Origin of the sequence: Rhodoferax aquaticus (assembly GCF_006974105.1) — a bacterium.
Classification (GTDB): Bacteria; Pseudomonadota; Gammaproteobacteria; order Burkholderiales; family Burkholderiaceae_C; genus Allorhodoferax; species Allorhodoferax aquaticus_A.
Genome location: NZ_CP036282.1, coordinates 4005907 through 4028367 on the forward strand (window position 1 = coordinate 4005907; position 22461 = coordinate 4028367).

The 22461-nt window shown below is 62.7% G+C and carries 20 protein-coding genes and 1 riboswitch; of the genes, 1 reads left to right on the plus strand and 19 read right to left on the minus strand.

Features of this window, described 5'->3' with window-relative positions; all coding sequences use genetic code 11:
• Positions 1–5 precede the first annotated feature (5 nt).
• From EXZ61_RS18550 to EXZ61_RS18570, 5 genes are read right to left on the minus strand one after another with little or no spacing between them, the layout of a single operon-like run.
• Entirely contained in the window at positions 6–935 is a 930-nt protein-coding gene (locus tag EXZ61_RS18550; RefSeq protein ID WP_142813237.1) for a 2-hydroxyacid dehydrogenase, read from the minus strand.
• Positions 936–970: 35 nt separating this feature from the next.
• Entirely contained in the window at positions 971–3100 is a 2130-nt protein-coding gene (locus EXZ61_RS18555; RefSeq protein ID WP_142813239.1) for an acetyl/propionyl/methylcrotonyl-CoA carboxylase subunit alpha, read from the minus strand.
• 36 nt (positions 3101–3136) lie between these two features.
• Positions 3137–3484 (minus strand): hypothetical protein, encoded by a 348-nt coding sequence (locus tag EXZ61_RS18560; protein ID WP_142813241.1) that lies wholly within the window; start codon positions 3482–3484, stop codon positions 3137–3139.
• Positions 3481–4650: an alpha/beta hydrolase family protein gene (locus EXZ61_RS18565; RefSeq protein WP_168224818.1), complete on the minus strand. Its 1170-nt coding sequence runs from the start codon at positions 4648–4650 to the stop codon at positions 3481–3483. The genes EXZ61_RS18560 and EXZ61_RS18565 overlap by 4 nt, the downstream gene beginning before the upstream one ends.
• A gap of 22 nt (positions 4651–4672) precedes the next feature.
• Positions 4673–6295 carry a carboxyl transferase domain-containing protein gene (locus EXZ61_RS18570; RefSeq protein WP_142813243.1) on the minus strand — a complete coding sequence of 541 codons (1623 nt, stop codon included), beginning with the start codon at positions 6293–6295 and terminating at the stop codon, positions 4673–4675.
• A 122-nt stretch (positions 6296–6417) separates the two neighbouring features.
• On the opposite strand from EXZ61_RS18570, the gene EXZ61_RS22255 reads away from it, so the two are divergent.
• Entirely contained in the window at positions 6418–7554 is a 1137-nt protein-coding gene (locus tag EXZ61_RS22255) for an AraC family transcriptional regulator (RefSeq protein ID WP_237219005.1), read from the plus strand.
• Positions 7555–7608: 54 nt separating this feature from the next.
• On the opposite strand, the gene EXZ61_RS18585 is transcribed toward EXZ61_RS22255, so the two are convergent.
• From EXZ61_RS18585 to thiC, 14 genes are all read right to left on the minus strand, one after another.
• A complete protein-coding gene (locus tag EXZ61_RS18585; RefSeq protein ID WP_142813245.1) occupies positions 7609–8016 on the minus strand; it encodes a YchJ family protein in 408 nt (135 codons plus the stop codon).
• A gap of 8 nt (positions 8017–8024) precedes the next feature.
• Complete coding sequence (locus EXZ61_RS18590; RefSeq protein WP_142813247.1) at positions 8025–8447, minus strand: rhodanese-like domain-containing protein; 423 nt, start codon at positions 8445–8447, stop codon at positions 8025–8027.
• Positions 8448–8462: 15 nt separating this feature from the next.
• Complete coding sequence (locus EXZ61_RS18595; protein ID WP_142813249.1) at positions 8463–9380, minus strand: MBL fold metallo-hydrolase; 918 nt, start codon at positions 9378–9380, stop codon at positions 8463–8465.
• On the minus strand, positions 9380–10507 hold the full coding sequence (locus EXZ61_RS18600) for an acyl-CoA dehydrogenase family protein (RefSeq protein WP_142813251.1): 1128 nt from the start codon (positions 10505–10507) through the stop codon (positions 9380–9382). Before EXZ61_RS18600 ends, EXZ61_RS18595 begins: the two co-directional genes overlap by 1 nt.
• A gap of 51 nt (positions 10508–10558) precedes the next feature.
• On the minus strand, positions 10559–11245 hold the full coding sequence (locus EXZ61_RS18605; protein ID WP_142813254.1) for an SDR family oxidoreductase: 687 nt from the start codon (positions 11243–11245) through the stop codon (positions 10559–10561).
• 21 nt (positions 11246–11266) lie between these two features.
• Positions 11267–12346, minus strand: a complete 1080-nt coding sequence (locus tag EXZ61_RS18610) for a DUF695 domain-containing protein (protein WP_142813256.1) — start codon at positions 12344–12346, stop codon at positions 11267–11269.
• Between the two features lie 104 nt (positions 12347–12450).
• A complete protein-coding gene (locus tag EXZ61_RS18615; RefSeq protein WP_142813258.1) occupies positions 12451–13632 on the minus strand; it encodes an acetyl-CoA C-acyltransferase in 1182 nt (393 codons plus the stop codon).
• Positions 13633–13831: 199 nt separating this feature from the next.
• Positions 13832–14854, minus strand: coding sequence for an ABC transporter substrate-binding protein (locus tag EXZ61_RS18620; protein ID WP_168224819.1), 1023 nt, complete (start codon positions 14852–14854; stop codon positions 13832–13834).
• A 284-nt stretch (positions 14855–15138) separates the two neighbouring features.
• A complete protein-coding gene (locus EXZ61_RS18625; RefSeq protein ID WP_142813262.1) occupies positions 15139–16332 on the minus strand; it encodes a multidrug effflux MFS transporter in 1194 nt (397 codons plus the stop codon).
• 69 nt (positions 16333–16401) lie between these two features.
• A complete protein-coding gene (gene thiE, locus EXZ61_RS22260; protein WP_142813264.1) occupies positions 16402–18060 on the minus strand; it encodes a thiamine phosphate synthase in 1659 nt (552 codons plus the stop codon).
• A gap of 7 nt (positions 18061–18067) precedes the next feature.
• Positions 18068–19036: a thiazole synthase gene (locus EXZ61_RS18635; RefSeq protein ID WP_237219006.1), complete on the minus strand. Its 969-nt coding sequence runs from the start codon at positions 19034–19036 to the stop codon at positions 18068–18070.
• Between the two features lie 3 nt (positions 19037–19039).
• Positions 19040–19267, minus strand: a complete 228-nt coding sequence (gene thiS / locus EXZ61_RS18640; RefSeq protein WP_142813266.1) for a sulfur carrier protein ThiS — start codon at positions 19265–19267, stop codon at positions 19040–19042.
• Positions 19264–20307: an FAD-dependent oxidoreductase gene (locus EXZ61_RS18645; protein ID WP_142813268.1), complete on the minus strand. Its 1044-nt coding sequence runs from the start codon at positions 20305–20307 to the stop codon at positions 19264–19266. The genes thiS and EXZ61_RS18645 overlap by 4 nt, the downstream gene beginning before the upstream one ends.
• A 2-nt stretch (positions 20308–20309) precedes the next feature.
• Entirely contained in the window at positions 20310–22211 is a 1902-nt protein-coding gene (thiC, locus tag EXZ61_RS18650) for a phosphomethylpyrimidine synthase ThiC (protein WP_142813270.1), read from the minus strand.
• An 88-nt stretch (positions 22212–22299) separates the two neighbouring features.
• Positions 22300–22400: riboswitch (TPP riboswitch) on the minus strand.
• Between the last annotated feature and the right edge of the window lie 61 nt (positions 22401–22461).

The following is a 22461-nucleotide window of genomic DNA, read 5'->3' on the forward strand; positions in this document are numbered from 1 at the left end:
GCGGCTCAGTAGCCTCGACCAGTGTCCACCAGCCCCGCCACGCTCTGCCCGTTTTGCAGGGCCGCAATTTTGCGGGCGATCTGGGCAATGCTCTCAGAGCGCAAGGTGCGCGCCGAGGTGTGGGGCGTGAGGGTGAGTTGGGGGCAGGTCCAAAAGGGGTGGTCTGGGGGCAGTGGCTCGGTGCGAAACACGTCCAATGTGGCGCCTGCCACATGCCCGCTGGCGATTGCAGCCAGCAAGTCCGCGTCCACCACATGGGCACCACGGGCGACATTGATGACATAGCCCCCTGCTTGCAACTGGGCCAGACGCTGCGCATTGATCAGGTTTTCTGTGTCCCGCGTCAAGGGCAAGAGACACACCAAAACGCGGCTGGCGGCCAAGAACGCATCCAAGCCCTGCTCGCCAGAAAAACACTGCACGCCATCCAGCGCTTTCGGCGACCGGCTCCAGCCATTGACCGGAAAGTCAAACTGCGCCACCGCTTTGGCCACGCGCTCGCCCAACACACCCAGCCCCAGCACGCCCACGGGGTAGTCCGCCCGGCTGCGCGGCTTGCGGAAGGACCACTTGCCCTTGTGCATGTCGGCCTCATAGCCATCGAACTCGCGGAAATGGCGGATCACCGCATGGCACACGTACTCCGCCATCTGCACCGCCATGCCCGCATCGTCCAGCCGGATGACGGGAACACCGGCTGGCAGTTTCAGCTTCATCAGGGCGTCAACGCCGGCACCGGTATTGAAGATGGCCTTGAGGCCCGCTTGCTCATCCAGCATCTGCTGCGGCGGCTTCCACACCACGGCGTAGTCTGCCACCGGTGCGCCGGGCTGCCAGAGGCTGACCTGGGCGCCAGGAATGGCCGCTTGCAGTCCAGAGATCCAGGTGGCCTCGTCAAAGTCGGCCGAATAGTAGGTGATGCGCAAAGAAGTCATACCCGCATTTTCGCCGCAGTGCAGACTGCGCTCCCTCAGGCGGGTACGGCCATGCGCAGCAACTCGCTGCCCTCGGTGACTTGGTCCCCCGGCGCGAACATCAATTCAGCCACCGTGCCATCGGCCGGTGCGGCAATGGTGTGCTCCATCTTCATGGCCTCCATCACGGCCAGCGCTTGGCCTTTCTTCACCACGTCACCGGCTTTGACGGCAAATGACACCACTTTGCCGGGCATAGGGGCGGTCAAGCGGCCCCCCTCGGACTGCGTATCACCCGCGTGCGCCAAGGCATCGATCACTATGATTTGTGTAGCACCTTGCGCAGTAAATACGTGCGCCACCTCACCTTTTCGGTACACACGCACCCGTTGGCGCTGAGCGCCTAGCTGCACATCCAGCCCGCCATCTGCCGTGGGTGCAAATGCCAAGTCCGCCGTAAACGCCCCCACATTGAGCTGCAAGCCCGTGGCACCGCCACGTGGGCTGCGCAGCAGCACGGTGTGCGCCTCTCCAGCGTACTCCACCGCAAAGCTGCGCACCTGCGCGCCATGCGACTTCCAGCCATCGCGCTGCGCCCAGGGGTCTTGCCAGCCCCGGGCATCTGGCTGGGCGGCGAGGCGTTCCCCGGCTTGTAAGGTGTGTGCAATCAGGGCGGCTGCGGCCAGAGGCAGGCCCACCTTGTCCTGGTTGAACAAGGCTGCGGCCTCGCGGGGAATCAGCGCGGTGTCGAGCTGGGCCGCAACAAACGAGGCACTGGTGGTCACGTGCCGCAAAAACTGCACATTGGTCGCCAGCCCCACGATGTGGGTCTGTGCGAGCGCCGCGTCCAGCCGGGCCAGCGCCTCTTCGCGGGTAGCACCATGCACGATCAGCTTGGCCACCATGGAGTCATAAAACGGGCTGATGGCATCGCCCTCGCGCACGCCGGAGTCCACGCGCACGCCTTGGGGTGCACGCTCAAAAGTCACATGCGGGGGCAGCCCATACACATGCAAGCTGCCGGTGGCAGGCAAGAAGTTGTTGTCGGGGTTTTCCGCGCAGATGCGGGCCTCGATGGCATGGCCGTGGATCTGCAGCTGGTCTTGGCGCAAAGGCAGCGGCTCGCCACTGGCCACACGCAACTGCCACTCCACCAGGTCCAGCCCGGTGATGGCTTCCGTCACCGGGTGCTCCACCTGCAAGCGGGTGTTCATCTCCATGAAATAGAACCTGGCCCCCACGCTCTGCCGCTGCGTTGGATCGCTGCCCCCCAAGGGGGCTGTTTCGCCTTGGGGCGGCCCGGCGGCAAAACCTTCATCGGCCCCTTCCAATCCGTAGCCGCCGGGCTGCTCCACGATGAACTCCACCGTGCCAGCACCCACATAGTTCACAGCACGCGCCGCTTCGACGGCGGCCTGGCCCATTTGGGCGCGCAGTGCGGGCGTCATGCCCGGTGCGGGCGCTTCTTCCAACACCTTTTGGTGGCGGCGCTGCACGGAACAATCGCGCTCAAACAGGTACACGTAGTTGCCCAATGTGTCGCCGAACACCTGAATTTCGATATGGCGTGGCCGCTGCACGTATTTTTCAATCAGCACTGCGTCATCACCAAAGCTGTTGATCGCCTCGCGCTTGCAGGATGCGAGCGCGTCTGCAAAGTCTTGCGCCTTGTCCACCGCGCGCATGCCCTTGCCGCCACCGCCTGCGCTGGCCTTGATGAGCACGGGGTAGCCAATGCGGTCGGCCTCGCGCTGCAGCAGGGCTGGGTCTTGGTCCGCGGCGTGGTAGCCGGGCACCAGCGGCACACCGGCCTTTTCCATCAGCTGCTTGGACTCGGCTTTCAGGCCCATGGCCTGGATGGCACTGGCCGGTGGCCCGATAAACACCAGCCCGGCAGCGGCGCAGGCGTTGGCAAATTCTTCGTTTTCGCTCAGGAAACCATAGCCCGGGTGAATGGCCTGGGCACCCGTAGCCTTGGCCGCTTCGATGATGCGCTCCCAGCGCAGGTAGCTGTCTTTGGGAGCGCTGCCCCCAATGTGCACCGCCTCGTCACACGCCGCCACATGCTTGGCGTGCGCATCCGCATCGGAATACACCGCGACGGTTTTAACAGCTAGCCGCGCAGCAGTGGCGGCCACCCGGCAGGCGATCTCGCCACGGTTTGCGATGAGAATTTTGGTGAACATAGTCTTCTTTCTTTCAATGGAGCGCCTGATGCGACGCTAGGGGCTGACCCAAACCACCTGGTCGTCTACGGCGTAGAGGCGACAGGGGCTGCCGAACTTTTGACAGGTGGTGATGGCGTATTCCATGGCGGTGCGTCCGTACCCGCGCGCCAACGCGCCTTTGTCAGATACCGCGACCGCCCGGGGAAAAGGTTTCTCTAGCCATTCGCGGTACATGGCTTTGGTCGTCTCGCCAAGGCGAGGCACGCGGTCCACCTCGGTGAGCGCTGCGTAAGCCGTAGGTGCGGGCACCGGGCTCATGCCGTCAAACGCGTGGTAGCTGCCCGGGTATTGCCCATAGCGCACGGCCCATCGCATCGCCAAGCGAGCACACATGCGTTTCATGGGGCGGTCCACACTACATCCTGATCCACCACATAGAGCGCGCACTTTTGGCCTTGGCGCTGGCAATTGCCTAAGGCACGGCCCATGGCATAGTCGCCCCTGGCATAGCCGTAGCCGCCCTTGTTGCCTACCGCAAACGCGCGGGGCACGCCCAAGGTCAAAAACTTGGCATAAGCGGCTTGGAACTCACTGCGCACAGGCACTTGGGTGGCGTCCGTGAGGTCGGCAAACGCCGTGGCGACCGGGCGCACAGGAATGGCGGGGGCCGTAAACCCCAAACCGATCAAAAAAGCGTCCACTGCGGGCACCCAGTGGTCCATGTCGGTCATCAGGCCCCCATGCCCATCGTCGCCGCTTGGGCCAAAGGTAGCCAGCACCGCTTGGCCACCGCCGTCAACCCACGCTTGGTGCCAGGTTTTGGGCACATTGGCACCCCAGTATTTGTCGTTCTCCCAGTACAGCCACAGCATGGGCACTTTGGCGTTTTTGGCCAACCCGCCCCAATACCGCGCAATGGCATGTGGCGCACAGGGTTGACCAGGGTGCGCCTCAGGTTCGCCCCCTGTGCCGCCCGCAAAGTTAATGCCACCCAGCAAGCCGGCTGGAGCGCGCCCCACCGTGGCGACGCTGGTTAAGCCACCGACCGATTGCCCCACCACCAACCACCGACTGGCGTCGACATAAGGCAAGGTCTTGGCAAACTCCACGGTCGCCAACACCTGGTCGGAAGCAGCCAACGACATGGGCTCGATGCGGGGGCTTGCACAGCTGCCGTTGTTCTCGGGATCAAAGTCGCCATAGGTTTCCCAATACCCAATGCGGTTGGGCACCAGCACCACAAAGCCCTTGCCTACCAGATACCGCGCGGCTGCGTCGGGCCGATAGCGCCCTTGCTGCGCACGCATGGCGGCCACGGCCCGCCCATGGTTAAACACCACCAAAGGAAACGGCCCCTCACCCGCAGGCCGGTACACCGTGATGGGCAGGGTCTTGGTTTCGCGCCGTCCGTACAAGTCGGTCACCGTGGCCTGGGTTCGCACGATCTCCTCACGCATGTCAACGGATAAGACTTCGGGCGTTGCTGTGGGCGTTGCAGCACGGGTTTGCGCATGCAAAGCACCCATGCCCAGCACGCACGCGAGTAGCAGCGCGCGATAGATGGCCATGTGCGTGAACCGACCCACTTGCTTACATCCGGAACACGCCGAATTTCGTCTCAGGGATGGGCGCGTTCAATGACGCACTTAGCCCCAGCGCCAGCACGCGGCGGGTGTCGGCAGGGTCAATGATGCCGTCGTCCCACAAGCGGGCGGTGGCGAAGTAGGGGTGGCCCTGTTCTTCGTACTGGCGGCGGATGGGGGCTTTGAAGGCTTCTTCTTCCTCCATGCTCCAAGCGCCGCCCTTGCCTTCAATGCCGTCGCGCTTGACGGTGGCCAGCACGCTGGCCGCCTGCTCGCCGCCCATGACGCTGATACGCGCGTTAGGCCACATCCATAAGAAGCGGGGGCTGTAGGCGCGGCCGCACATGCCGTAGTTGCCGGCCCCGAAGCTGCCGCCGATGATGATGGTGAACTTGGGTACCTGCGCGGTCGCCACGGCCGTCACCATCTTGGCGCCGTTGCGGGCGATGCCCTCGTTCTCGTATTTGCGCCCCACCATGAAGCCGGTGATGTTCTGCAAAAACACCAGAGGAATCTTGCGCTGGCAGCACAGCTCGATGAAGTGCGCGCCCTTGAGCGCGGACTCGCTGAACAAAATGCCGTTGTTGGCGATGATGCCCACCGGCATGCCTTCCACATGGGCAAAGCCGCAAACCAGGGTGGTGCCGTAGCGGGGCTTGAACTCATGCAGCTCCGAGCCGTCGACGATGCGGGCGATGATTTCGCGCACATCAAAAGGCTTGCGGGTGTCGGTGGGGATCACCCCATACAACTCTTCTGCTGCAAATTTAGGAGCTACTGGCGCACGCAATTCGGGGGTCGGGGCCTTGTTTTTATTCAAATGCGCAATCGCCTCACGCGCTAGCGACAGCGCATGCAGGTCGTTCTGCGCCAGGTGGTCGGCCACGCCGGAGAGGCGCGTGTGCACATCGCCACCGCCCAAGTCTTCGGCCGTCACCACTTCACCCGTCGCAGCCTTCACCAGCGGGGGGCCACCCAGAAAGATGGTGCCCTGGTTTTTAACGATGATGGTCTCATCACTCATGGCGGGCACATACGCGCCACCGGCCGTGCAGCTGCCCATCACCACGGCGATTTGCGCAATGCCCTGCGCGCTCATATTGGCCTGGTTGAAGAAGATGCGGCCGAAGTGGTCACGGTCGGGGAAGACCTCGTCCTGGTTGGGCAAGTTCGCGCCACCTGAGTCCACCAGGTAGATGCAGGGCAGGTTGTTTTGCGCCGCCACTTCCTGGGCGCGCAAATGCTTCTTGACGGTGAGCGGGTAGTAGGTGCCGCCCTTCACCGTGGCGTCGTTGCACACGATCATGCAATCCACGCCGCTGACTCGCCCAATCCCGGCAATCACCCCGGCGCAGGGCGCGCTGTCGGTGCCGTCACGGTCGGGGTACATGGCCAGCGCGGCCAAGGGGGAAAGCTCGAGGAAAGGGGTACCGGGGTCCAGCAGCATGCCCACGCGGTCGCGTGGCAGCAGTTTGCCGCGGGCGGTGTGCTTGGCGCGGGCGGCTTCGCCACCGCCGAGGGCGGCTTTGTCGATCTGCGCGTTGAGGTCGACCACGAGTGCACGCATGGCAGCAGCGTTGGCTGCAAAGTCGGCGGAACGCGGGTTGAGTTTGGAATCCAGCATCGTCATGGGGCGCATCCGGTCAAGGTTGATCAGTCAGCCAGCATTGTGCGGCCAAGGTGTGCAGCAGCGCTGGCTTGCGAGGTTGCAAATCGTGCCACAAGATGCACAATTTTTGGCACACTTCTGAGATGCCAGCCTCGTCACCCATCACCGCTACACCTATGGCTTTTGTAAGAGCGATGGTCCAGGCCTACGCACGCTACAACAAAGACCCCGCGCGCGCGCTCGCACAGGCGCAGATTACGCCAGAGCAGCTGGCGCAAGCCGACGCGCGCATTAGCGCATGGCAGATGGAGCGCATGTCAGAGGCAGCCATGCGTGAGCTCGACGATGAAGCCCTGGGCTGGTTCAGCCGCCGCCTGCCTTGGGGCAGCTACGGCATGCTGGCGCGCGCCTCGATTTCAGCGCCCACCCTGCACGTGGCGCTGAGCCGCTGGTGCCGCCACCACGGCCTGATTGCGCCGGACATCACCCTCACGCTCAACATCGAAGGTGACACCGCCAGCATCGTGCTCACCGAGAATGCGACGCCACCAGACCAAGGGCATGGGGCTTTTGCGCAGGTCAAGGAGGAGCCCGCAAAGCGGGCGGGGGACAGGGAGCAAAAACTTCAGCCACCCTGTACGCCCAAACCCAACCGGATCCCGGGGCCCTTCCGCGAGTTCTGCATGGTCTCCGTGCTGCGCAATGTGCTGGGCGTGGCCTGCTGGCTGATCGACTCGCGCATTGCCCTGAAGGGTGCGAGCTTCCCGTTTGACGCTCCCCCTCACCAAGACGCTTATGCGGTGCTGTTTGCAGCCCCTACGCGCTTCCAGCAAGCGCAAGCCGCTATCTTTTTTGATGCGCGCTACCTTGACTTGGCCTTGCGTCGCGATGAAAAAGCCTTGCAGCACATGCTGCAAAACGCCCTGCCGCTGACGGTTTTGCAATACCGTCGCGACCGCTTGCTGGTGCAACAAGTGCGCCAACTGCTAGGCAAGCAACCCCAAGACACCCACAGCGCAGAGGCCTTGGCGGGCTTGCTGCATGTGTCACCCCGTACCCTGCACCGCCAGCTCAAGGAAGAAGGTGCGACGCTGCAGGCACTCAAAGACGAAGTGCGGCACAGCAAGGCCGCCGAGCTGCTATTGCGCAGCCCCCGCCCCATCAAGCAGGTGGCCGAGGCCGCAGGCTTTCAGAACGAGAAGAGCTTTATCCGCGCCTTCAAAGGCTGGACAGGGCAAACGCCCGCAGAGTTCAGGCGCAGCGCAAGGCCACAAACCTGAAGGCTCAGGCCTCGCGTCACTCGCCAGCGCGGTCGAACAACACCGCTTCAGACATCACAGCGCGTCTCCATCCACATACAACCAGGCACCATCTTCCCGTACAAAGCGACTGCGCTCATGCAGCCGCATGGCCGCACCACTTGGCGGTTTCTGGCGCGCTACAAACTCCACCTCGGCGTGGGTGGCGTCTTGCACCGTGTGGCTGCGCACCTCCAGCCCCAGCCATTTCACGCCGGGGTCAAACGCGATGCGCGCAGGCCGGTGGCTGGCGTGCCAGGTTTTGAGAAGGTACGGCTCGCGCTCCAGCACAAAGGCGCAGTAGCGGCTGCGCATCAGGCTCTCGGCATCCGTGGCGGGGGTATCACTCTCCAGCCAACGGCCACAGCATTGGGCGTAGGGGAGTGGTTTCTTCTGGTGCTGCCGGCCACAAGGGCAGGCTTCTGTCATCGCAAAGGGCTTCATGCCCTCCATCATGCCTTGGCTTGGCGGCGCGCCTTTTGCGCTTCCAGGGTTTCGGTGGGGGCACCGGCCTTGACCCATTCACCCCAGCCACCGTCGATGTGGGCCACATTGGTCATGCCCATGTCTTGCAAGGCTTTGGCCGCCAGCGCACTGCGCCAGCCCGCACCGCAAAACAGGATGAACTCTTTGGACGCATCGGCAAACACCGGCTTGTGGTAGGGTGAGTCTGGGTCTACCCAGAACTCCAGCATGCCGCGCGGCGCGTGGAAAGAGCCCACCACGGTGCCGTCGTTGAGCTCACGGATGTCGCGAATGTCCACGATCTGCACCCGCGGGTCATGCAGGCGGGCCTGCACCTCGGCCACGCTGTAGGTGGTGACTTGCGCCATGGCTTCGTCAACCAGGGCACGGGATGATTTGGTGATGGGCATAGGGAGCTCCAGAACTTAGCGGTTGTAAATCACACTGCCTTGCACAGCAGCAGCGCCCGAGCGCACCAGGTCTTGCACCAGGTGGTCCACGCCATCGGTGAACTTATTCGCGTCAAAGTGTTTGCCAAAGGTGTCCGCAAAGTAGCGCGTGCTTTGCATCCACTGCTCCAAAGCAGCCCGCTCTATGGCTTGCGCCTCCAGCAACTTGAACTTGACCAATACCTTGATCGCATACTGCACATGCTTGCCCGGGTTTTGCACAAAGCCGTTGAGGCGCTGGCGCGCATAGGCAATGGCTTGCGGCGCGTCGGTAAACGCAGCGCCATGACCGGGGATGACGGTGGCGGGGTTCAGCCGCTCGATCACATCCAGCGTGGCGGACACCTCGTCGAAGGCGTCATCACCATCGAGCTCGGGGAACACCACACCAAAGCCTTTTTCCCACAGCGCGTCGGCCGACACCAGCGTGCGGCTCTGGGGCTCAAACAGGATGACGGAGTGCGGGTCATGGCCGGGAGCCGCGTGTACCTGCCACTGCAGGTCACCCAAATGCATTTCACTACCGGGCTGCAGCGTGGCGCTCAGGCTGAAACGCGGGCAGTGCTGGCCGGTGGGTGTGTAGCTCAAGGCATAGGCGTCCCACACGCGCACATAGTCGGCATGGCCGGGCGGGATGTGGGTTTGTAGTTCGGGAAAGCGCGCTTGCAGCGCGGCGTTGCCACCGCAGTGGTCGCTGTGCAAATGGGTGTTGAGCAGCAGGTCCAGCGGCCGGCCTTGCAAGGCAGACTCCACCAGCGCCAATGTTTGCTCAGCATGCGTGCAGTAGCCGCTGTCGATGAGCGCGGTGCCCCCCTCGCCCTGGATCAGGATGTTGTTGCTGGACAGCCAGCCCCGCTCGAAGACGGTGACACCCGCGGGGAAGGTGATGGCCATTACAAAGCCCGCTGGATGATGATCTTCTGCACGTCGCTGGTGCCCTCGTAAATCTGGCACACGCGCACGTCACGGTAGATGCGCTCTACCGGAAAGTCGCTCACATAGCCGTAGCCGCCCAGGGTCTGGATGGCGGCGCTGCACACCTTCTCTGCCATCTCGCTGGCAAACAGCTTGGCCATGGCGGCCTCTTTGAGGCAGGGGCGGCCCGCGTCACGCAGGGCAGCGGCATGCCAGATCAATTGGCGCGCGGCTTCCAACTGCGTGGCGCAGTCCGCTAAGCGGAAGCCCACCGCTTGGTGGTTGAAGATGGGTTGGCCGAAGCTCTGGCGGTCTTTGGCATAGGCAATCGCCACCTCGAGTGCGCTGCGGGCCATGCCCACGCTTTGCGCTGCAATGCCGATGCGCCCGCCCTCCAGCCCACCGAGTGCAATGCCGTAGCCCTCGCCCTCTTTGCCGATCAGGTTCTCGACGGGAATGCGGCAGTTGTCGAAGTTGATTTGGGCGGTGTCGCTGCTGTGCTGGCCGAGCTTGTCTTCCAGCCGCGCGACCACATAGCCCGGCGCGTTGGTGGGCACCAGAAAGGCGCTCATGCCCTTCTTGCCGGCACCTTTGTCGGTCACCGCGATGACGATGGCCACATCGCCGTTTTTGCCGCTGGTGATGAACTGTTTGACGCCATTGATGACGTAGTGGTCGCCCTCCTTCACCGCCGTGGTGCGCAGGGACGAGGCATCGCTGCCCACATGCGGCTCGGTGAGGCAAAAAGCGCCCAGCATCCGGCCCTGGGCCAGCGGCTCCAGCCACTGTTTTTTCTGCTGCGCGTTGCCGTACTTCATGAGGATGGCGTTAACCGGGCAGTTGGTGACGCTGATCACCGTGCTGGTGCCGCCATCCCCCGCCGCAATTTCCTCCAGCACCAAGGCCAGGGTCACATAGTCCAGCCCCGCACCGCCCAATTCTTCGGGCACGCAAATGCCATAGGCGCCCAGCGCAGCCAAGCCTTGGTGCACCGCTTTGGGGAAGGTGTGCTCTCTGTCCCACTTGGCGGCGTTCGGCCAGAGCTCGGCTTGGGCAAAGTCGCGCACGGCGTCACGGATCATTTCTTGGTCTTGGGTCAGCAGCATGGGGGCTTGTCCTTCTTGTGGGTGTCTTGTGGGTTGTCAGTTGGGCGTGGCTTACCAGCCACTAAAGGCGCTGCCGTCCCAGCGCAGGTAGGGCACATCCGCACAGGTGTGTGAGGTCTTTGGGGTCTTGCGCTGTGCCACCGTCTTGCGAATGGCCGCCACGCTGTCTTCCGGCAGCAACGGGGCCTGGGCGGTGCCCATGTCGGTGCGCACCCAGCCAGGGTGAATGAGTAAAAACTGCGCATTCGGGTAGTCCGGCTGCGCGGCCACCACCGCCATATTCAGTGCGGCTTTGCTCACGTGGTACATCCACGCACGGCTGCTTTGCACACCGCCGATGTGGGCGAAGTCGCTGGTAATGAAAACGAACTGGCCGCGCGCCTCTTCCACCCAAGGCGCTACTTGCGGCAGTGCTTGCATGGCACCCAGCACGTTCACATGCATCATGGCGTCAAACGCCTGTTGCGTGGGTGGGGATTTGGCGTCTTCATCTGAAAACACGCCAGCCACGTAGTAGGCGATGTCAATCTTCTCGCCATCGAGCTGCCAGCTCAGGCCGCTCACGCTGGCGGGGTTGGCCACATCCAGCGTCTTAGGCTCTGCCCCCATGTCGCGCAAACAGGCCAGCCCCGCCTCATCGCGCGCGGTGGCGATCACGCGGTCGCCCGCTTCTACATATTGGCGCACCAGCTCTAGGCCGATGCCACGGGATGCGCCCATCACCAAAACGGTTTTCATGGTTTGATTGCAGCAGTAGGTTTACAACAAGTAGCTTGCATACTCAAAGTAGCCCGACCACGCGGGGTCAAAGTCCACTTTCATCTCCAGCGACGCGGCTACTTCGCGCGCCAGCAAAGGGGCCAACGCCTGCTTGGCCAATTGCTCGTCACTCACGTAATACAGGGCTTGGCGACGGCCTTCGCGCTGCAGCGTCCACACACCAATACCGAGTTGCGGCACTTGCAACAAGGTCGCCGCTTGCGCCTGCAGGTCTTGCACCGCAGTGCGTGTGGCGTCATCCGGCGTGGCAAAGTCCAGCGACAAGGCCCATGCCAAATCGGCGCGCATGGCAACTGCGTTGGCGCTGGTGTTGACCATGACCTCGCCTTGCTCGGATTCGCCCGCCTCGCCCTCTGGCAAATCGGAATCTGCGACCTCATTGCCTTCGTCGTCCACGGCGCAGTTGAACTGCAGGTCAAAGCCTTCCCAATCATGCTCACCCGCGGGGAAATGGCCCGTGTGGCCCATGGTTTGCGCCCAGTAGGCGTCAAACACAGGCGGCAGCTGACTCAGCGCAATCCACGCTTGGTCTTGCTCAAAGTCTTCATCCACAAAGTCCACCGCGCCAACCTTGACCGCAAAGTCAAACTCACCCAACACATGGTCCAACATGATGAAGGTCATTTGGCGCGCATGGTCCACAAAGTCATACGGAATCTCGCGCGCAAATCGCAGCTCCAAGGCCACTTGCCCATTGTCTTGCTGCAAAGAAACCAACACCTCGTGGCTTGCGAGTTCAAAGCCATCCATCCCAATGGGAAAGTCGGGGTTGGCACTGCGCTCCCGAAACGCAATCACACGGTTGTGCGCCAACTTGGGAGCAGCTGCCACCAGTTGGGTGAGCCGCTGAAAGTTCTCAATGTGCCCGTGCGCGGTCACAATCAGGTCCACCACCGCCTCACCCTCTTTGCCCATGATCTCCAAGGCAAGGCCCTGCACATGCGGCTCCAGCAGCGCGTTGGCGCGCTCCACCCGCTCGCTCAGCGAGAGCGTTTGAAGGCTGGCCTCTGCGGCGGCAAAGTCGCGCCAGAAGTGGGTGATCTCGGGGGTAGGCTGCATGGTGATCCTGAAGCGGGCAAAACCCGTAGTATTTCAGAAGCTGCGCCGTGTCTTCCGACTTAGCGCGCACCTCAACATTACCGCTTCCAAAGGTCAGGCATTGCTTAGAGCAACTCCAAGGCCAAAGCCGTGGCCTCGCCACCACCAATGCACAGGGTGGCTACGCCCTTTTTGAGGCCGCGCGCCTTTAATGCGTGGATCAAGGTCACCATGATGCGTGCGCCTGACGCGCCAATGGGGTGGCCCAGCGCGCAAGCACCGCCGTTCACATTCACCTTGTCGTGCGGGATGTTCAGCTCGGCCATCAGCGCCATGGGCACCACGGCGAAGGCTTCGTTGATTTCCCACAGGTCCACGTCTTCCACCTTCCAGCCGGCTTTGGCCAGCACCTTCTGGGTGGCACCCACTGGCGCGGTAGCGAACCAATTGGGCTCTTGGGCGTGGGTGGCGTGGGCCACGATCTTGGCCAGCGGCTTGCAGCCGAGGTCTTTGGCAGTACCTTCGCGCATCAGCACCATGGCGGCTGCGCCGTCGTTGATGGAGCTGCTGCTGGCGGCGGTGATGGTGCCGTCTTTTTTGAACGCGGCCTTGAGCGTGGGAATCTTGTCCAACTTGATCTTACCGGGGCCTTCATCGACACTGACCTGCACGTCGCCAGCACGGGTTTTGACCGTAACGGGCGTAATCTCCGCCTCAAACGCTCCTGATTTGATAGCTGCCTGCGCACGCTGTACGCTGGCTGTGGCAAAGTTGTCTTGTTGCTCACGGGTGAAGCTGTATTTGGCGGCGCAGTCTTCCCCGAAGGTGCCCATGGAGCGACCGGCCTCGTACGCGTCTTCCAGGCCGTCGAGCATCATGTGGTCCATCACCCGGTCGTGGCCGATACGGATGCCGCTGCGGCCCTTGAGCAGCAGGTGGGGCGCGTTGGTCATGCTTTCCATGCCACCGGCCACCAGCACATCGTGGCTGCCGGCCAGCAACATGTCGTGCGCAAACATGGCGGCGCGCATGCCGGAGCCGCACATCTTGGAGAGCGTGACCGCGCCCGCGCTCTTGGGCAAGCCGCCCTTGAACGCAGCCTGGCGCGCAGGCGCTTGGCCCTGGCCGGCCATTAGGCAGTTGCCGAAGATGACCTCGGTCACCAGCTCCGGGCTGATGCCGGCGCGCTCCACGGCGGCCTTGATAGCAGCACCGCCCAAATCATGGGCAGCTAAGCTGGTGAAATCCCCCTGAAAACCACCCATAGGGGTGCGGGCGGCGCTGACGATCACAACGGTTTCTGACATGGTCTTCCTCTCATGGTTGGGGTGCGCTAAGCGGCAATGCAAACGAATTGACGTTTACGTAAACGTCAATTGTGCCCGAAGTGCGAAAAAGCGAAAGTGCCCGCGTAGTTCTACCTAATGTGGCACGCGATGGCCGCCTAGACATCTATGCCAAACAAAGCCATGCGCCCGAGGCGCATACCTTGCTGCAGGCGTTTCGTTAGCGTTTGGCGGAGCCCTGCTCTTGCGGCAAAAGCTTAAGCACGGTTTCAACCGAGAAACTGTACTTTTTGAGTCTTGGGTTGTGGACCTTGGAAAGGCGTGAAAAATCAATTTTTGCCCAATTCACGGGGTCAAGCAATGGCGCGTAACGGTCAGCATTGGCCTTGGTGAGCAACGTCATATCGGTCTTGATGCGCAGGCCTTCGTTTTTGAAATCCACCCCAGCCAGATAGTCATGTACCAAGACCAAGGCCCAAGCGGCCTCCATAAAGTGCCCGCCTGCCGTTGCTTGCAGGGCTCCGCTTCGCACGGCAGCCAGCCCCTCGGCTGACCAATCGATCCCGCCAATCACAAAGTCGCGCCCACTCACTAGGCCACGTGCTTTGGCTGCTTTGAGCACCCCCAAGGCCATACCGTCACTGGCTGACCACACGACGCTGGTTTCTGGGTAACGCTTGATCAGGCCTGTGAACATAGCCTGCGCAGTCTCTGGTTCCCAGCGTGCACTGACAATTTGTTTGAGCTCTGCCTGCGGAAACTCCAAAAGCGCCCGTCGAAGCCCCTTTTCTCTACCGTCCGATGCAGAGCTGCCGAAAGCGCCATTGAAAGCGAGGACCTGAATTTTCCCGTTGCGCGCAGGTTTGCCATGGGCAATCAAATACTTTGCCAATTCGTAGCCCGCCATTTCTTCGCTGGGCAACATTTCTCCAATGTAGTACGCAAAGTGTTCACGGGGGGCGCCCGCGACTGGGCTCAGGATAGCCCCGTTTTCGATCATGACCGGGACCTTGGCTTGCTCGGCGAGCTTAACGGTCGTAAAGCCCGACTCTTTCACGCTCACCGCGATAAACGCATCCGGCCTGTGGTCGCCTTGCAATGCATCCTCAACGAGTCCTGCGGTACTCAAGTGGTTGTTGTCGTTCTCCAGCAGCTCAATGTCCATATTCAGATTTTTCGCCGCTGCCTGCAAAAAACCAACGACGGGGCCATAGAACATGTCTTGGCTGGTGCGAGGGATCAAAAACCCCACTTTCTGAGGTTTATCCGACGCTCTGCTGCAGATACCGTTCATTGCAAAAACTAAAACCAACGCGATGCGCGCGCAAAGCGATACAGCCTGTGTGATCATGCCGACTCTCCAGAACAATTGGCCCAATCGACGTTTGCGAGTCTAGGCATATCACTACGCATGTGTATTCATGGACACGCAAACGATGGTACGCCTAGGCCCCAGACACAGCAAGCCAAGCCAGCCGATCTTTCTTCAGTTTGTTCTAATCCGAACAGACTCCAAGCTGCGGCCTACTAGGCCGCTTTAACTGCGTGCGAGCGCAACGTCACCCGCGCCATCACAAACGCCACCCATGCGCACCCTGCGATGCCTAACACCATGGGGCGGGCGCTGCCGTCGACAAACTGACCAACCACGGCCATCACGATGGCGCCGGTGACAAACTGCAAGGTGCCCATGAGGGCAGACGCGGTGCCGGCAATGGCGCCATGCGCCTCCAAGGCCAAGACTGAGGTGGTGGGCACCACCAAACCCAAGAAGCCAAAGCCCAGTAGCATGAGCACAATGAGCACGTCCAAGCGGTCTACGCCCAAGAGGTTTTGCACCAGCAGCAGCGTCATTACTGCGGCGTAGCCGCCAACCGCAAACTTCACCAGCTTGACCAGACCAAAGCGGCCCGCCAGCTTGCCAGTGAACTGCGAGACGCCAATGAAGGACGCCGCGTTGATGGCAAAAGCCATGCTGTATTGGCGGGGTGTGAGGCCATAGTGGTCAATCATCACGAAGGGGGAGTTGGCCAAAAACGAGAAGAAGCTGGCCATGCCAAATGCGCCAATAAACACCAGCCCCAAGAAGTGCGCATCCCGCAGCAGTTCGCCATAGGCGGTGAGCGCACTGCGCACCGTGCTGTTGGCGCGTTCGCTCGCCGGGCGCGTTTCTTCCAAGCTGGTGAACAAGATGACCAAGCCCACCATGGCGATGGCGGTCACCGACCAAAACACGCTGCGCCAGCCCAAAGCTTCAATCAACAAGCTGCCCGCCAGCGGCGCCAAAATGGGCGATACGCTGAACACCAGCATGAGCATGGACATGAGCCGCGCTGCGCCCACCCCCGTGTGCATATCGCGCACGATGGCACGGGGAATCACCATGCCAGCGCTGGCACCCAAGCCCTGGATAAAGCGCAGCACGATCAGCGTTTGCACATCGGGTGCCAAGGCGCAGCCTACGCTGCCCACCGCAAAGAGTCCCAAGCTGAAATACAAAGGCAGTTTGCGCCCCAGCATGTCGGAGGCCGGGCCGTAGACCAGCTGCCCCACGCCCAGCGCAATAAAAAACACCATCAGGCTGGCTTGCACCGCCCCCATGGATGCGCCCAAGCTTTGGCCGATGGACGGCAGCGCGGGCAGGTACATATCAATCGCAAACGGGCCGATGGCCGATAGCAAACCCAGCACCACGGCGGTGCGAAAGAAGTTAGTTTTCATGGGCCCGATCATGCTCGAAACCGGATGGCGCAGTGCCCCGGGCGGGTATTGATGCGGCCACTGCTAAAGCTAGCTATCTTGGCTACGGTTTGCGCCTGCCGCAAAGCCGCGCTGCAGGTCTGCGCAAGCTTGCTCGGGCTTGTCCGCTTTGGTGATGGCCGAAATCACCGCCGCGCTGGCCGCGCCCGTCGCAGCCACATCCGCCACATTGCTGGCATCAATGCCTGCAATCCCTACCACAGGCAGCGGGAGCACGCGGGCCCAGTAGCGCAAATTGTCCAAGCCTTGGGGAATCCAGGGCATGTCTTTGCTTTGCGTGGCGAAGATGGGGCCGCAAGCTATATAGCTGGGGCGCAAGGCCCATGCGCGGGCCACTTCCCAGTAGCTGTGGGTGCTCAGGCCCACGCGCACACCGGCCTTGCGCAGCGCATCCAGGTCTGCAGTATCCAAATCTTCTTGGCCCAAATGCACGCCGTACGCGCCGAGTTGCAAGGCAAGTTGCCAATGGTCGTTGATGAACAGTTGTGCGCCTGGGGTCGCGTGGGCCATGGCAATGCTCTGAGCAATCTGCGCGGCCAAGGTAGGCTCGGCAGGGTCTTTGATGCGTAGCTGCACAGTGCGTATGCCGCTCTCCAAAACGCGCTGTACCCATGCGGCACTGTCCACCACCGCATACACGCCCAGGGCAGGGTTGCGCAATGCGGGGAAGGCCGTTTGCGCGTTGGGCTGGGTTTGCAGCCAAGGCAGGTTGGCCGCGTGCTGCGCAAAGTCTGGCGCGGCGTGCACGGGGCCTGCGCCCTGCCCCGCCGCATAGGCATGGCGCAGCGCATGGGTGGTGGCCATTTTGGCCAGCACCACCGCATCGGCCACGCAGTAGCCGCTGGCCAAGGCGGCGGCTGCAGTGGAAGCAAACGTGCAGCCCGTGCCATGGTGGTGGATGGTAGCCACGCGTGGCACGCTAAGCCAGCCCGTGGCTTGTGGCGATAACAAGAAGTCACTGGCCAGGCCTGCCGTCTGCGAGCCCCCCGTGGCGTCGCCCCCGGTGAGCGCGATGGAGATGCCCGCCTGCTGCGACAAGGCACCGGCTGCGCCCCAAGCGCGCGTGCCCACCGCCAACTGGGCACGCAACTGCTGGGCCAGTTGCTCCACCTGGTGCACGTCCAAGGCAGCCCTTGCGGGCAGCGGTGACGACGCATCAAGCAAGTGGATGGCCTCCAAGTGGTTGGGGGTGATCAGCGTGGCGCGGGGCAGCAACTGCTGGCGGTAGGCGTCTACCAAGGCGGGGTTGGCAAAGCTGGCCCCCGTAGTGGCCCCCAACACAGGGTCGACCACCAGCGGCACGGCGTGGCCCTGTGCGCGCAGGCGATCCACCCATTCGCACACCACGCGCACGTTGTCCACGCTGCCCAAGAGCCCTGTTTTGATAGCCTGCGGCGGCATGTCCTGCGCCAGCGCCTTGAGTTGTGCGTCCAGCAGTGCGGCGCTGGTGGGCTCGACCTGCGTGACCGCCACCGAGTTTTGCGCGGTGATGGCGGCCACTGCCGTGCAGCCGTGCACGCCAAATGCCTGCAGGGCTTTCAAGTCGGCCTGCAGGCCTGCGCCAGCGCCTGAGTCCGAGCCAGCAATGCTCCAGACCACGGGGCGATGTTTCTGGAGTTCTGGGAATTTTTCAGTGCCAAAAGTGCTTCTTGCGCGCATAGGGATTGCGCGGGCAGCTTCATTTTTCATAGCAATCTCACAACAAAATCGGGTGGCCCGCCACCGGGGTGGAGGCCACCGCCATGTCTTGGCGGGGCATGACGCCGGCCTCAAAAGCGAGGCGGCCGGAAGCTATGCCGAGCTTGAAGGCACGCGCCATGCGCACCGGGTCTACCGCGTGGGCCACCGCGCTGTTGAGCAACACCGCGTCCAGCCCCAGTTCCATGGCCTGCACCGCATCTGCCGGCGAGCCGATGCCGGCGTCCACGATGAGGGGCACGCCAGGCAGGCGTGCGCGCAGGGTACGCAGCGCGCCGGGGTTGACCAGCCCCTGGCCCGAGCCTATGGGCGCGCCCCAGGGCATAAGGACGCTGCAGCCCGCATCCAGCAGGCGTTGGCAGCTCACGAGGTCGTCCATGCAATAGGGAAACACTTCAAAGCCGTCTTTCACCAGTTGCGTGGCGGCGGTCAGCAGCTCGAAGGGGTCGGGCTGCAGGGTGTGGGCGTCGCCCACGACTTCGAGCTTGATCCAGGAGGTGTCAAACAGTTCGCGGGCCATGTGCGCCAGGGTGATGGCTTCGCGGGCGGTGTGGCAGCCGGCGGTGTTGGGGAGCAGGTGGGAACCTGTGGCTTGGATGAGGGCGAAGAAGTCGCTCGCCTCGGTTCCATGGGCGAGCTGGCGGCGCAGGCCCATGGTGACGACTTGGGCGCCAGAGGCTTGGATGGCGTCTTTCAGGACTTGGGGCGAGGGGTAGGCTGCGGTGCCTAGAAAGAAGCGGCTGGTGAGGGTTCTACCGCCTATTTGCCATTCACTTGTTTCTTCGGGGCGACTTGGCGGCAGTGTGCTCTGCTCCGTGTCCCCCGCCCGCTTTGCGGGCTCCTCCTTGACCTGCGCAGAACACACTGCCACCAAGTCTCTGGGGGTGGCCGTTGAACGCTCGAGTCCAGCCATCTTTTGCTCGGCAGTACTTTGCTCAGCCGCTTCGTCATTCATGTCTGGATTCATGGCTCAACCGCCTTCGATGGGTTGAAAGGTCAGGATGGTGTCGCCCTCAGCGAGCAGCTGCTGGGCGCGCAGGCTGCGTGGCACGAAGTTGCCGTTGACGGCGGTGGCCAGGGCAGCTGGTAGCACACCACGGGCGTCTACCCAGGCTTGTAGGGTTCTGGCGCTTGTGGGTTCCGGGGTGCCATTCACCGTGATGGTGATGGTCTTTGGCTCGGTGTCTGTGGTGGTCATAGCTTGAGCTCTTGCAATGCCTGCTCCACCAGCGCCGGGGCGATGAGCCAGCCGTGGCGAAAGAGGCCGTTGATTTCTGTTTTGCCTGCGCTGTGGCGAATGGCAGGCAGGTTGTCGGGCAACGCGGGGCGCAGGTTGGTTTCTGTGTGAATGACGCGCGCTTCGGCGAGTGCGGGCATGACGCTGTGGGCCGCACTCAACAGCTCCAGCGTGCTGCGCAGAGACACGGGCGAGCGGTCTTCGCTTTCTATCTCGCTCGCACCCACCACGATCACATCGCCGGGGCGGGGCACCATGTAGATCGCGTGGCGTGGGTGCAGCAGGCGCACCGGTCGATGCAGCGGCACGCCGGGGGCATGCAGCCAGAACACTTCGCCGCGAACGCCACGCACCGGCAATGCGGGCTTGGCACCCACGGCACGCACGTCGAATACGTGGTCGAAGCGATGTTGTGCTTCGCCCGTATGGATCGCGCCTGCGTCCACCGCTGTGACGGTGCTGCCCCAATGCCACTGCACACCCTGCGCAGTGGCTTGGGCGGCCAGTGCCTGCAGCGCCTGCACGGGGTGGATTTGCCCTTCGCTGGGCAGCAACCAAGCCAGCGCCGGGCCTTGGATGCCGGGCTCCAGCGCGCGCAGTGCATCCATCGTTAAAAGCTGCGGTTGGTACGGCGCATCCGCCTTGGCTTGCAACAAACCAAGCACGCGCTGTGCGGCACCCGCATCGCTGCGGTGCGCCAGCAGCAGGCTGCCTTGCATGTGCAAGGCCACCGGCTCGGAGAGCGCCTGCACGATCTGCGGCCACAGCTGGCAGGAGCGCACGCCCAGCGCAAACACCTCAGCGCCCGCGCGCTCCAACTCGGCCACGGGGCTGAGCATGCCTGCGGCGGTCCAGCCCGCAGCCTGCGAACCCGAATCTGCACGCGGGCCGGGGCCACTGGCCGGGTCAAACACCTGCACGTCGTGGCCCGCGCGGCTGAGTGTGAACGCCAGCAAGCGCCCGAGCACACCCGCACCGGCAATGCCTATGCGCCGCGCCATCGTCAGGCCTTGGTGACGTCAGTGGTGGTCTGTACCGGGTTGATGGGGATGTAGATTTCCCCGCCCACCTTTTTGAATTCGCCCGACATCACGTCCATGCCCGATTGCAACGCCTGCTCTTCGCTCACGCCCAGGTTTTTGGCGTAGTCGCGCACCTCCTGGGTGATCTTCATGGAGCAGAACTTGGGGCCGCACATGGAGCAGAAATGCGCCACCTTGGCGCCTTCGGCCGGCAGGGTCTCGTCGTGGAATTGCTTGGCGGTGTCGGGGTCCAGCGAGAGGTTGAACTGGTCCATCCAGCGGAACTCAAAACGCGCTTTGGACAAGGCATCGTCCCGCGCCCGCACCCCGGGATGGCCCTTGGCTACATCGGCCACGTGGGCGGCAATTTTGTAGGTGATGATGCCGGTCTTCACGTCTTCACGGTCGGGCAAACCCAAGTGCTCCTTCGGAGTCACGTAACAGAGCATCGCAGTGCCGAACCAGCCGATCATGGCCGCGCCAATGCCGCTGGTGATGTGGTCGTAGCCCGGCGCGATGTCGGTGGTCAGCGGCCCGAGGGTGTAGAACGGGGCTTCGCCGCAGTGCTTGAGCTGCTCGGTCATATTGGCCTGCACCATGTGCATGGGCACGTGGCCGGGCCCTTCAATCATCACCTGCACATCTTGCTGCCAGGCCTTGTGCGTGAGCTCGCCCAAGGTGTGCAGCTCGGCGAACTGGGCTTCATCGTTCGCATCCGCACCACTACCGGGGCGCAGGCCATCGCCTAGCGAGTAGCTCACGTCGTAGGCGCGCATGATTTCCGTCATCTCGTCGAAGTGCGTGTACAAAAAGTTCTCTTTGTGGTGGGCAATACACCACTTCGCCATGATGGAACCGCCGCGCGAGACGATGCCTGTCACCCGGTTGGCGGTCAGGTGGATGAAGGGCAGGCGCACACCGGCGTGCACCGTGAAATAGTCCACGCCTTGCTCGGCTTGCTCAATCAGCGTGTCGCGGAAGATCTCCCAGGTCAGGTGTTCGGCAATGCCGCCCACTTTTTCCAGCGCCTGGTAGATCGGCACGGTGCCTATGGGCACCGGGCTGTTGCGCACGATCCAGTCGCGCGTGGTGTGGATGTTTTTGCCGGTGGACAAATCCATCACCGTGTCGGCACCCCAGCGGATGGACCAGACCAGTTTTTCCACTTCTTCTTCGATGCTGGACGTCACCGCCGAGTTGCCGATGTTGGCGTTGATCTTCACCAGAAAGTTACGGCCTATGGCCATGGGCTCCAGCTCGGTGTGGTTGATGTTGGCGGGGATGATGGCGCGGCCACGGGCCACTTCATCCCGCACAAACTCAGGCGTCACCACTTTGGGAATGCTGGCTCCGAAGCTGTTGCCGGCCAAACGCTTTTCACGGTCGGCGTTGCTGAGGTACTGGGCTTGCCACTCCAAGTTCTGGTTCTCGCGCAGGGCGACGTATTCCATCTCGGGCGTGATGATGCCTTTGCGCGCGTAGTGCATCTGGGTGACGTTGGCGCCGCTCTTGGCCCGGCGGGGTTGGCGCTGCAGGCCTGCGGCTTGGGCGCGCAAGGCAGCCAGGGCATCAGTCTCGCCGTTCTTCAGGCCATCGTCCAACGCAAAGGGTTTGCGGCCTGCGTACAACTCGGTGTCACCACGACCGGCAATCCACTGCGCGCGCACCAGCGGCAGGCCGGACCGCACATCGATGTGGGCACGCGGATCGGTGTAGGGGCCGGAGGTGTCGTACACCGTGATGGCCTCGCCGTTGCTCTGCAGGATTTCGCGCAACGGCACCTGGATGTCAGGGCGGCTGCCTTGCAGGTAACGTTTGGTGGAAGCGGGAAGCGGCTCGCGCGTGAGGCGGATGAACTGGGCAAGCGTGTCGGGGGCGTTCACTGGAATGTCTCCTTGGGTTAATCACCCGAAGTCGACCTACACCAGCCCCGCAAACTTAAAAATGAGACCGCCCACGCGGCACTCGGCCGGGGGCACTGCTCTGCACTTCTTACGCTGGTATGAACCAGATCAAGTTCACGGGTTTGGTATCCATCTCAGCGCAACCACTGCGCACCCCGGGCAGCGCGGAGTGTACGCGAAGCGCATGACAGACAAGAGAGCCGCCAAAAAAGAGAGGCCTTGCAGCGGG

Bases quoted from the DNA above. Each gene is read 5' to 3' on its own strand.
- EXZ61_RS18550 (WP_142813237.1), bottom strand. From the start codon at position 935: ATGACTTCTTTGCGCATCACCTACTATTCGGCCGACTTTGACGAGGCC.
- EXZ61_RS18555 (WP_142813239.1), bottom strand. From the start codon at position 3,100: ATGTTCACCAAAATTCTCATCGCAAACCGTGGCGAGATCGCCTGCCGG.
- EXZ61_RS18560 (WP_142813241.1), bottom strand. From the start codon at position 3,484: ATGAAACGCATGTGTGCTCGCTTGGCGATGCGATGGGCCGTGCGCTAT.
- EXZ61_RS18565 (WP_168224818.1), bottom strand. From the start codon at position 4,650: ATGGCCATCTATCGCGCGCTGCTACTCGCGTGCGTGCTGGGCATGGGT.
- EXZ61_RS18570 (WP_142813243.1), bottom strand. From the start codon at position 6,295: ATGACGATGCTGGATTCCAAACTCAACCCGCGTTCCGCCGACTTTGCA.
- EXZ61_RS22255 (WP_237219005.1), top strand. From the start codon at position 6,418: ATGCCAGCCTCGTCACCCATCACCGCTACACCTATGGCTTTTGTAAGA.
- EXZ61_RS18585 (WP_142813245.1), bottom strand. From the start codon at position 8,016: ATGAAGCCCTTTGCGATGACAGAAGCCTGCCCTTGTGGCCGGCAGCAC.
- EXZ61_RS18590 (WP_142813247.1), bottom strand. From the start codon at position 8,447: ATGCCCATCACCAAATCATCCCGTGCCCTGGTTGACGAAGCCATGGCG.
- EXZ61_RS18595 (WP_142813249.1), bottom strand. From the start codon at position 9,380: ATGGCCATCACCTTCCCCGCGGGTGTCACCGTCTTCGAGCGGGGCTGG.
- EXZ61_RS18600 (WP_142813251.1), bottom strand. From the start codon at position 10,507: ATGCTGCTGACCCAAGACCAAGAAATGATCCGTGACGCCGTGCGCGAC.
- EXZ61_RS18605 (WP_142813254.1), bottom strand. From the start codon at position 11,245: ATGAAAACCGTTTTGGTGATGGGCGCATCCCGTGGCATCGGCCTAGAG.
- EXZ61_RS18610 (WP_142813256.1), bottom strand. From the start codon at position 12,346: ATGCAGCCTACCCCCGAGATCACCCACTTCTGGCGCGACTTTGCCGCC.
- EXZ61_RS18615 (WP_142813258.1), bottom strand. From the start codon at position 13,632: ATGTCAGAAACCGTTGTGATCGTCAGCGCCGCCCGCACCCCTATGGGT.
- EXZ61_RS18625 (WP_142813262.1), bottom strand. From the start codon at position 16,332: ATGAAAACTAACTTCTTTCGCACCGCCGTGGTGCTGGGTTTGCTATCG.
- thiE (WP_142813264.1), bottom strand. From the start codon at position 18,060: ATGAAAAATGAAGCTGCCCGCGCAATCCCTATGCGCGCAAGAAGCACT.
- EXZ61_RS18635 (WP_237219006.1), bottom strand. From the start codon at position 19,036: ATGAATCCAGACATGAATGACGAAGCGGCTGAGCAAAGTACTGCCGAG.
- thiS (WP_142813266.1), bottom strand. From the start codon at position 19,267: ATGACCACCACAGACACCGAGCCAAAGACCATCACCATCACGGTGAAT.
- EXZ61_RS18645 (WP_142813268.1), bottom strand. From the start codon at position 20,307: ATGGCGCGGCGCATAGGCATTGCCGGTGCGGGTGTGCTCGGGCGCTTG.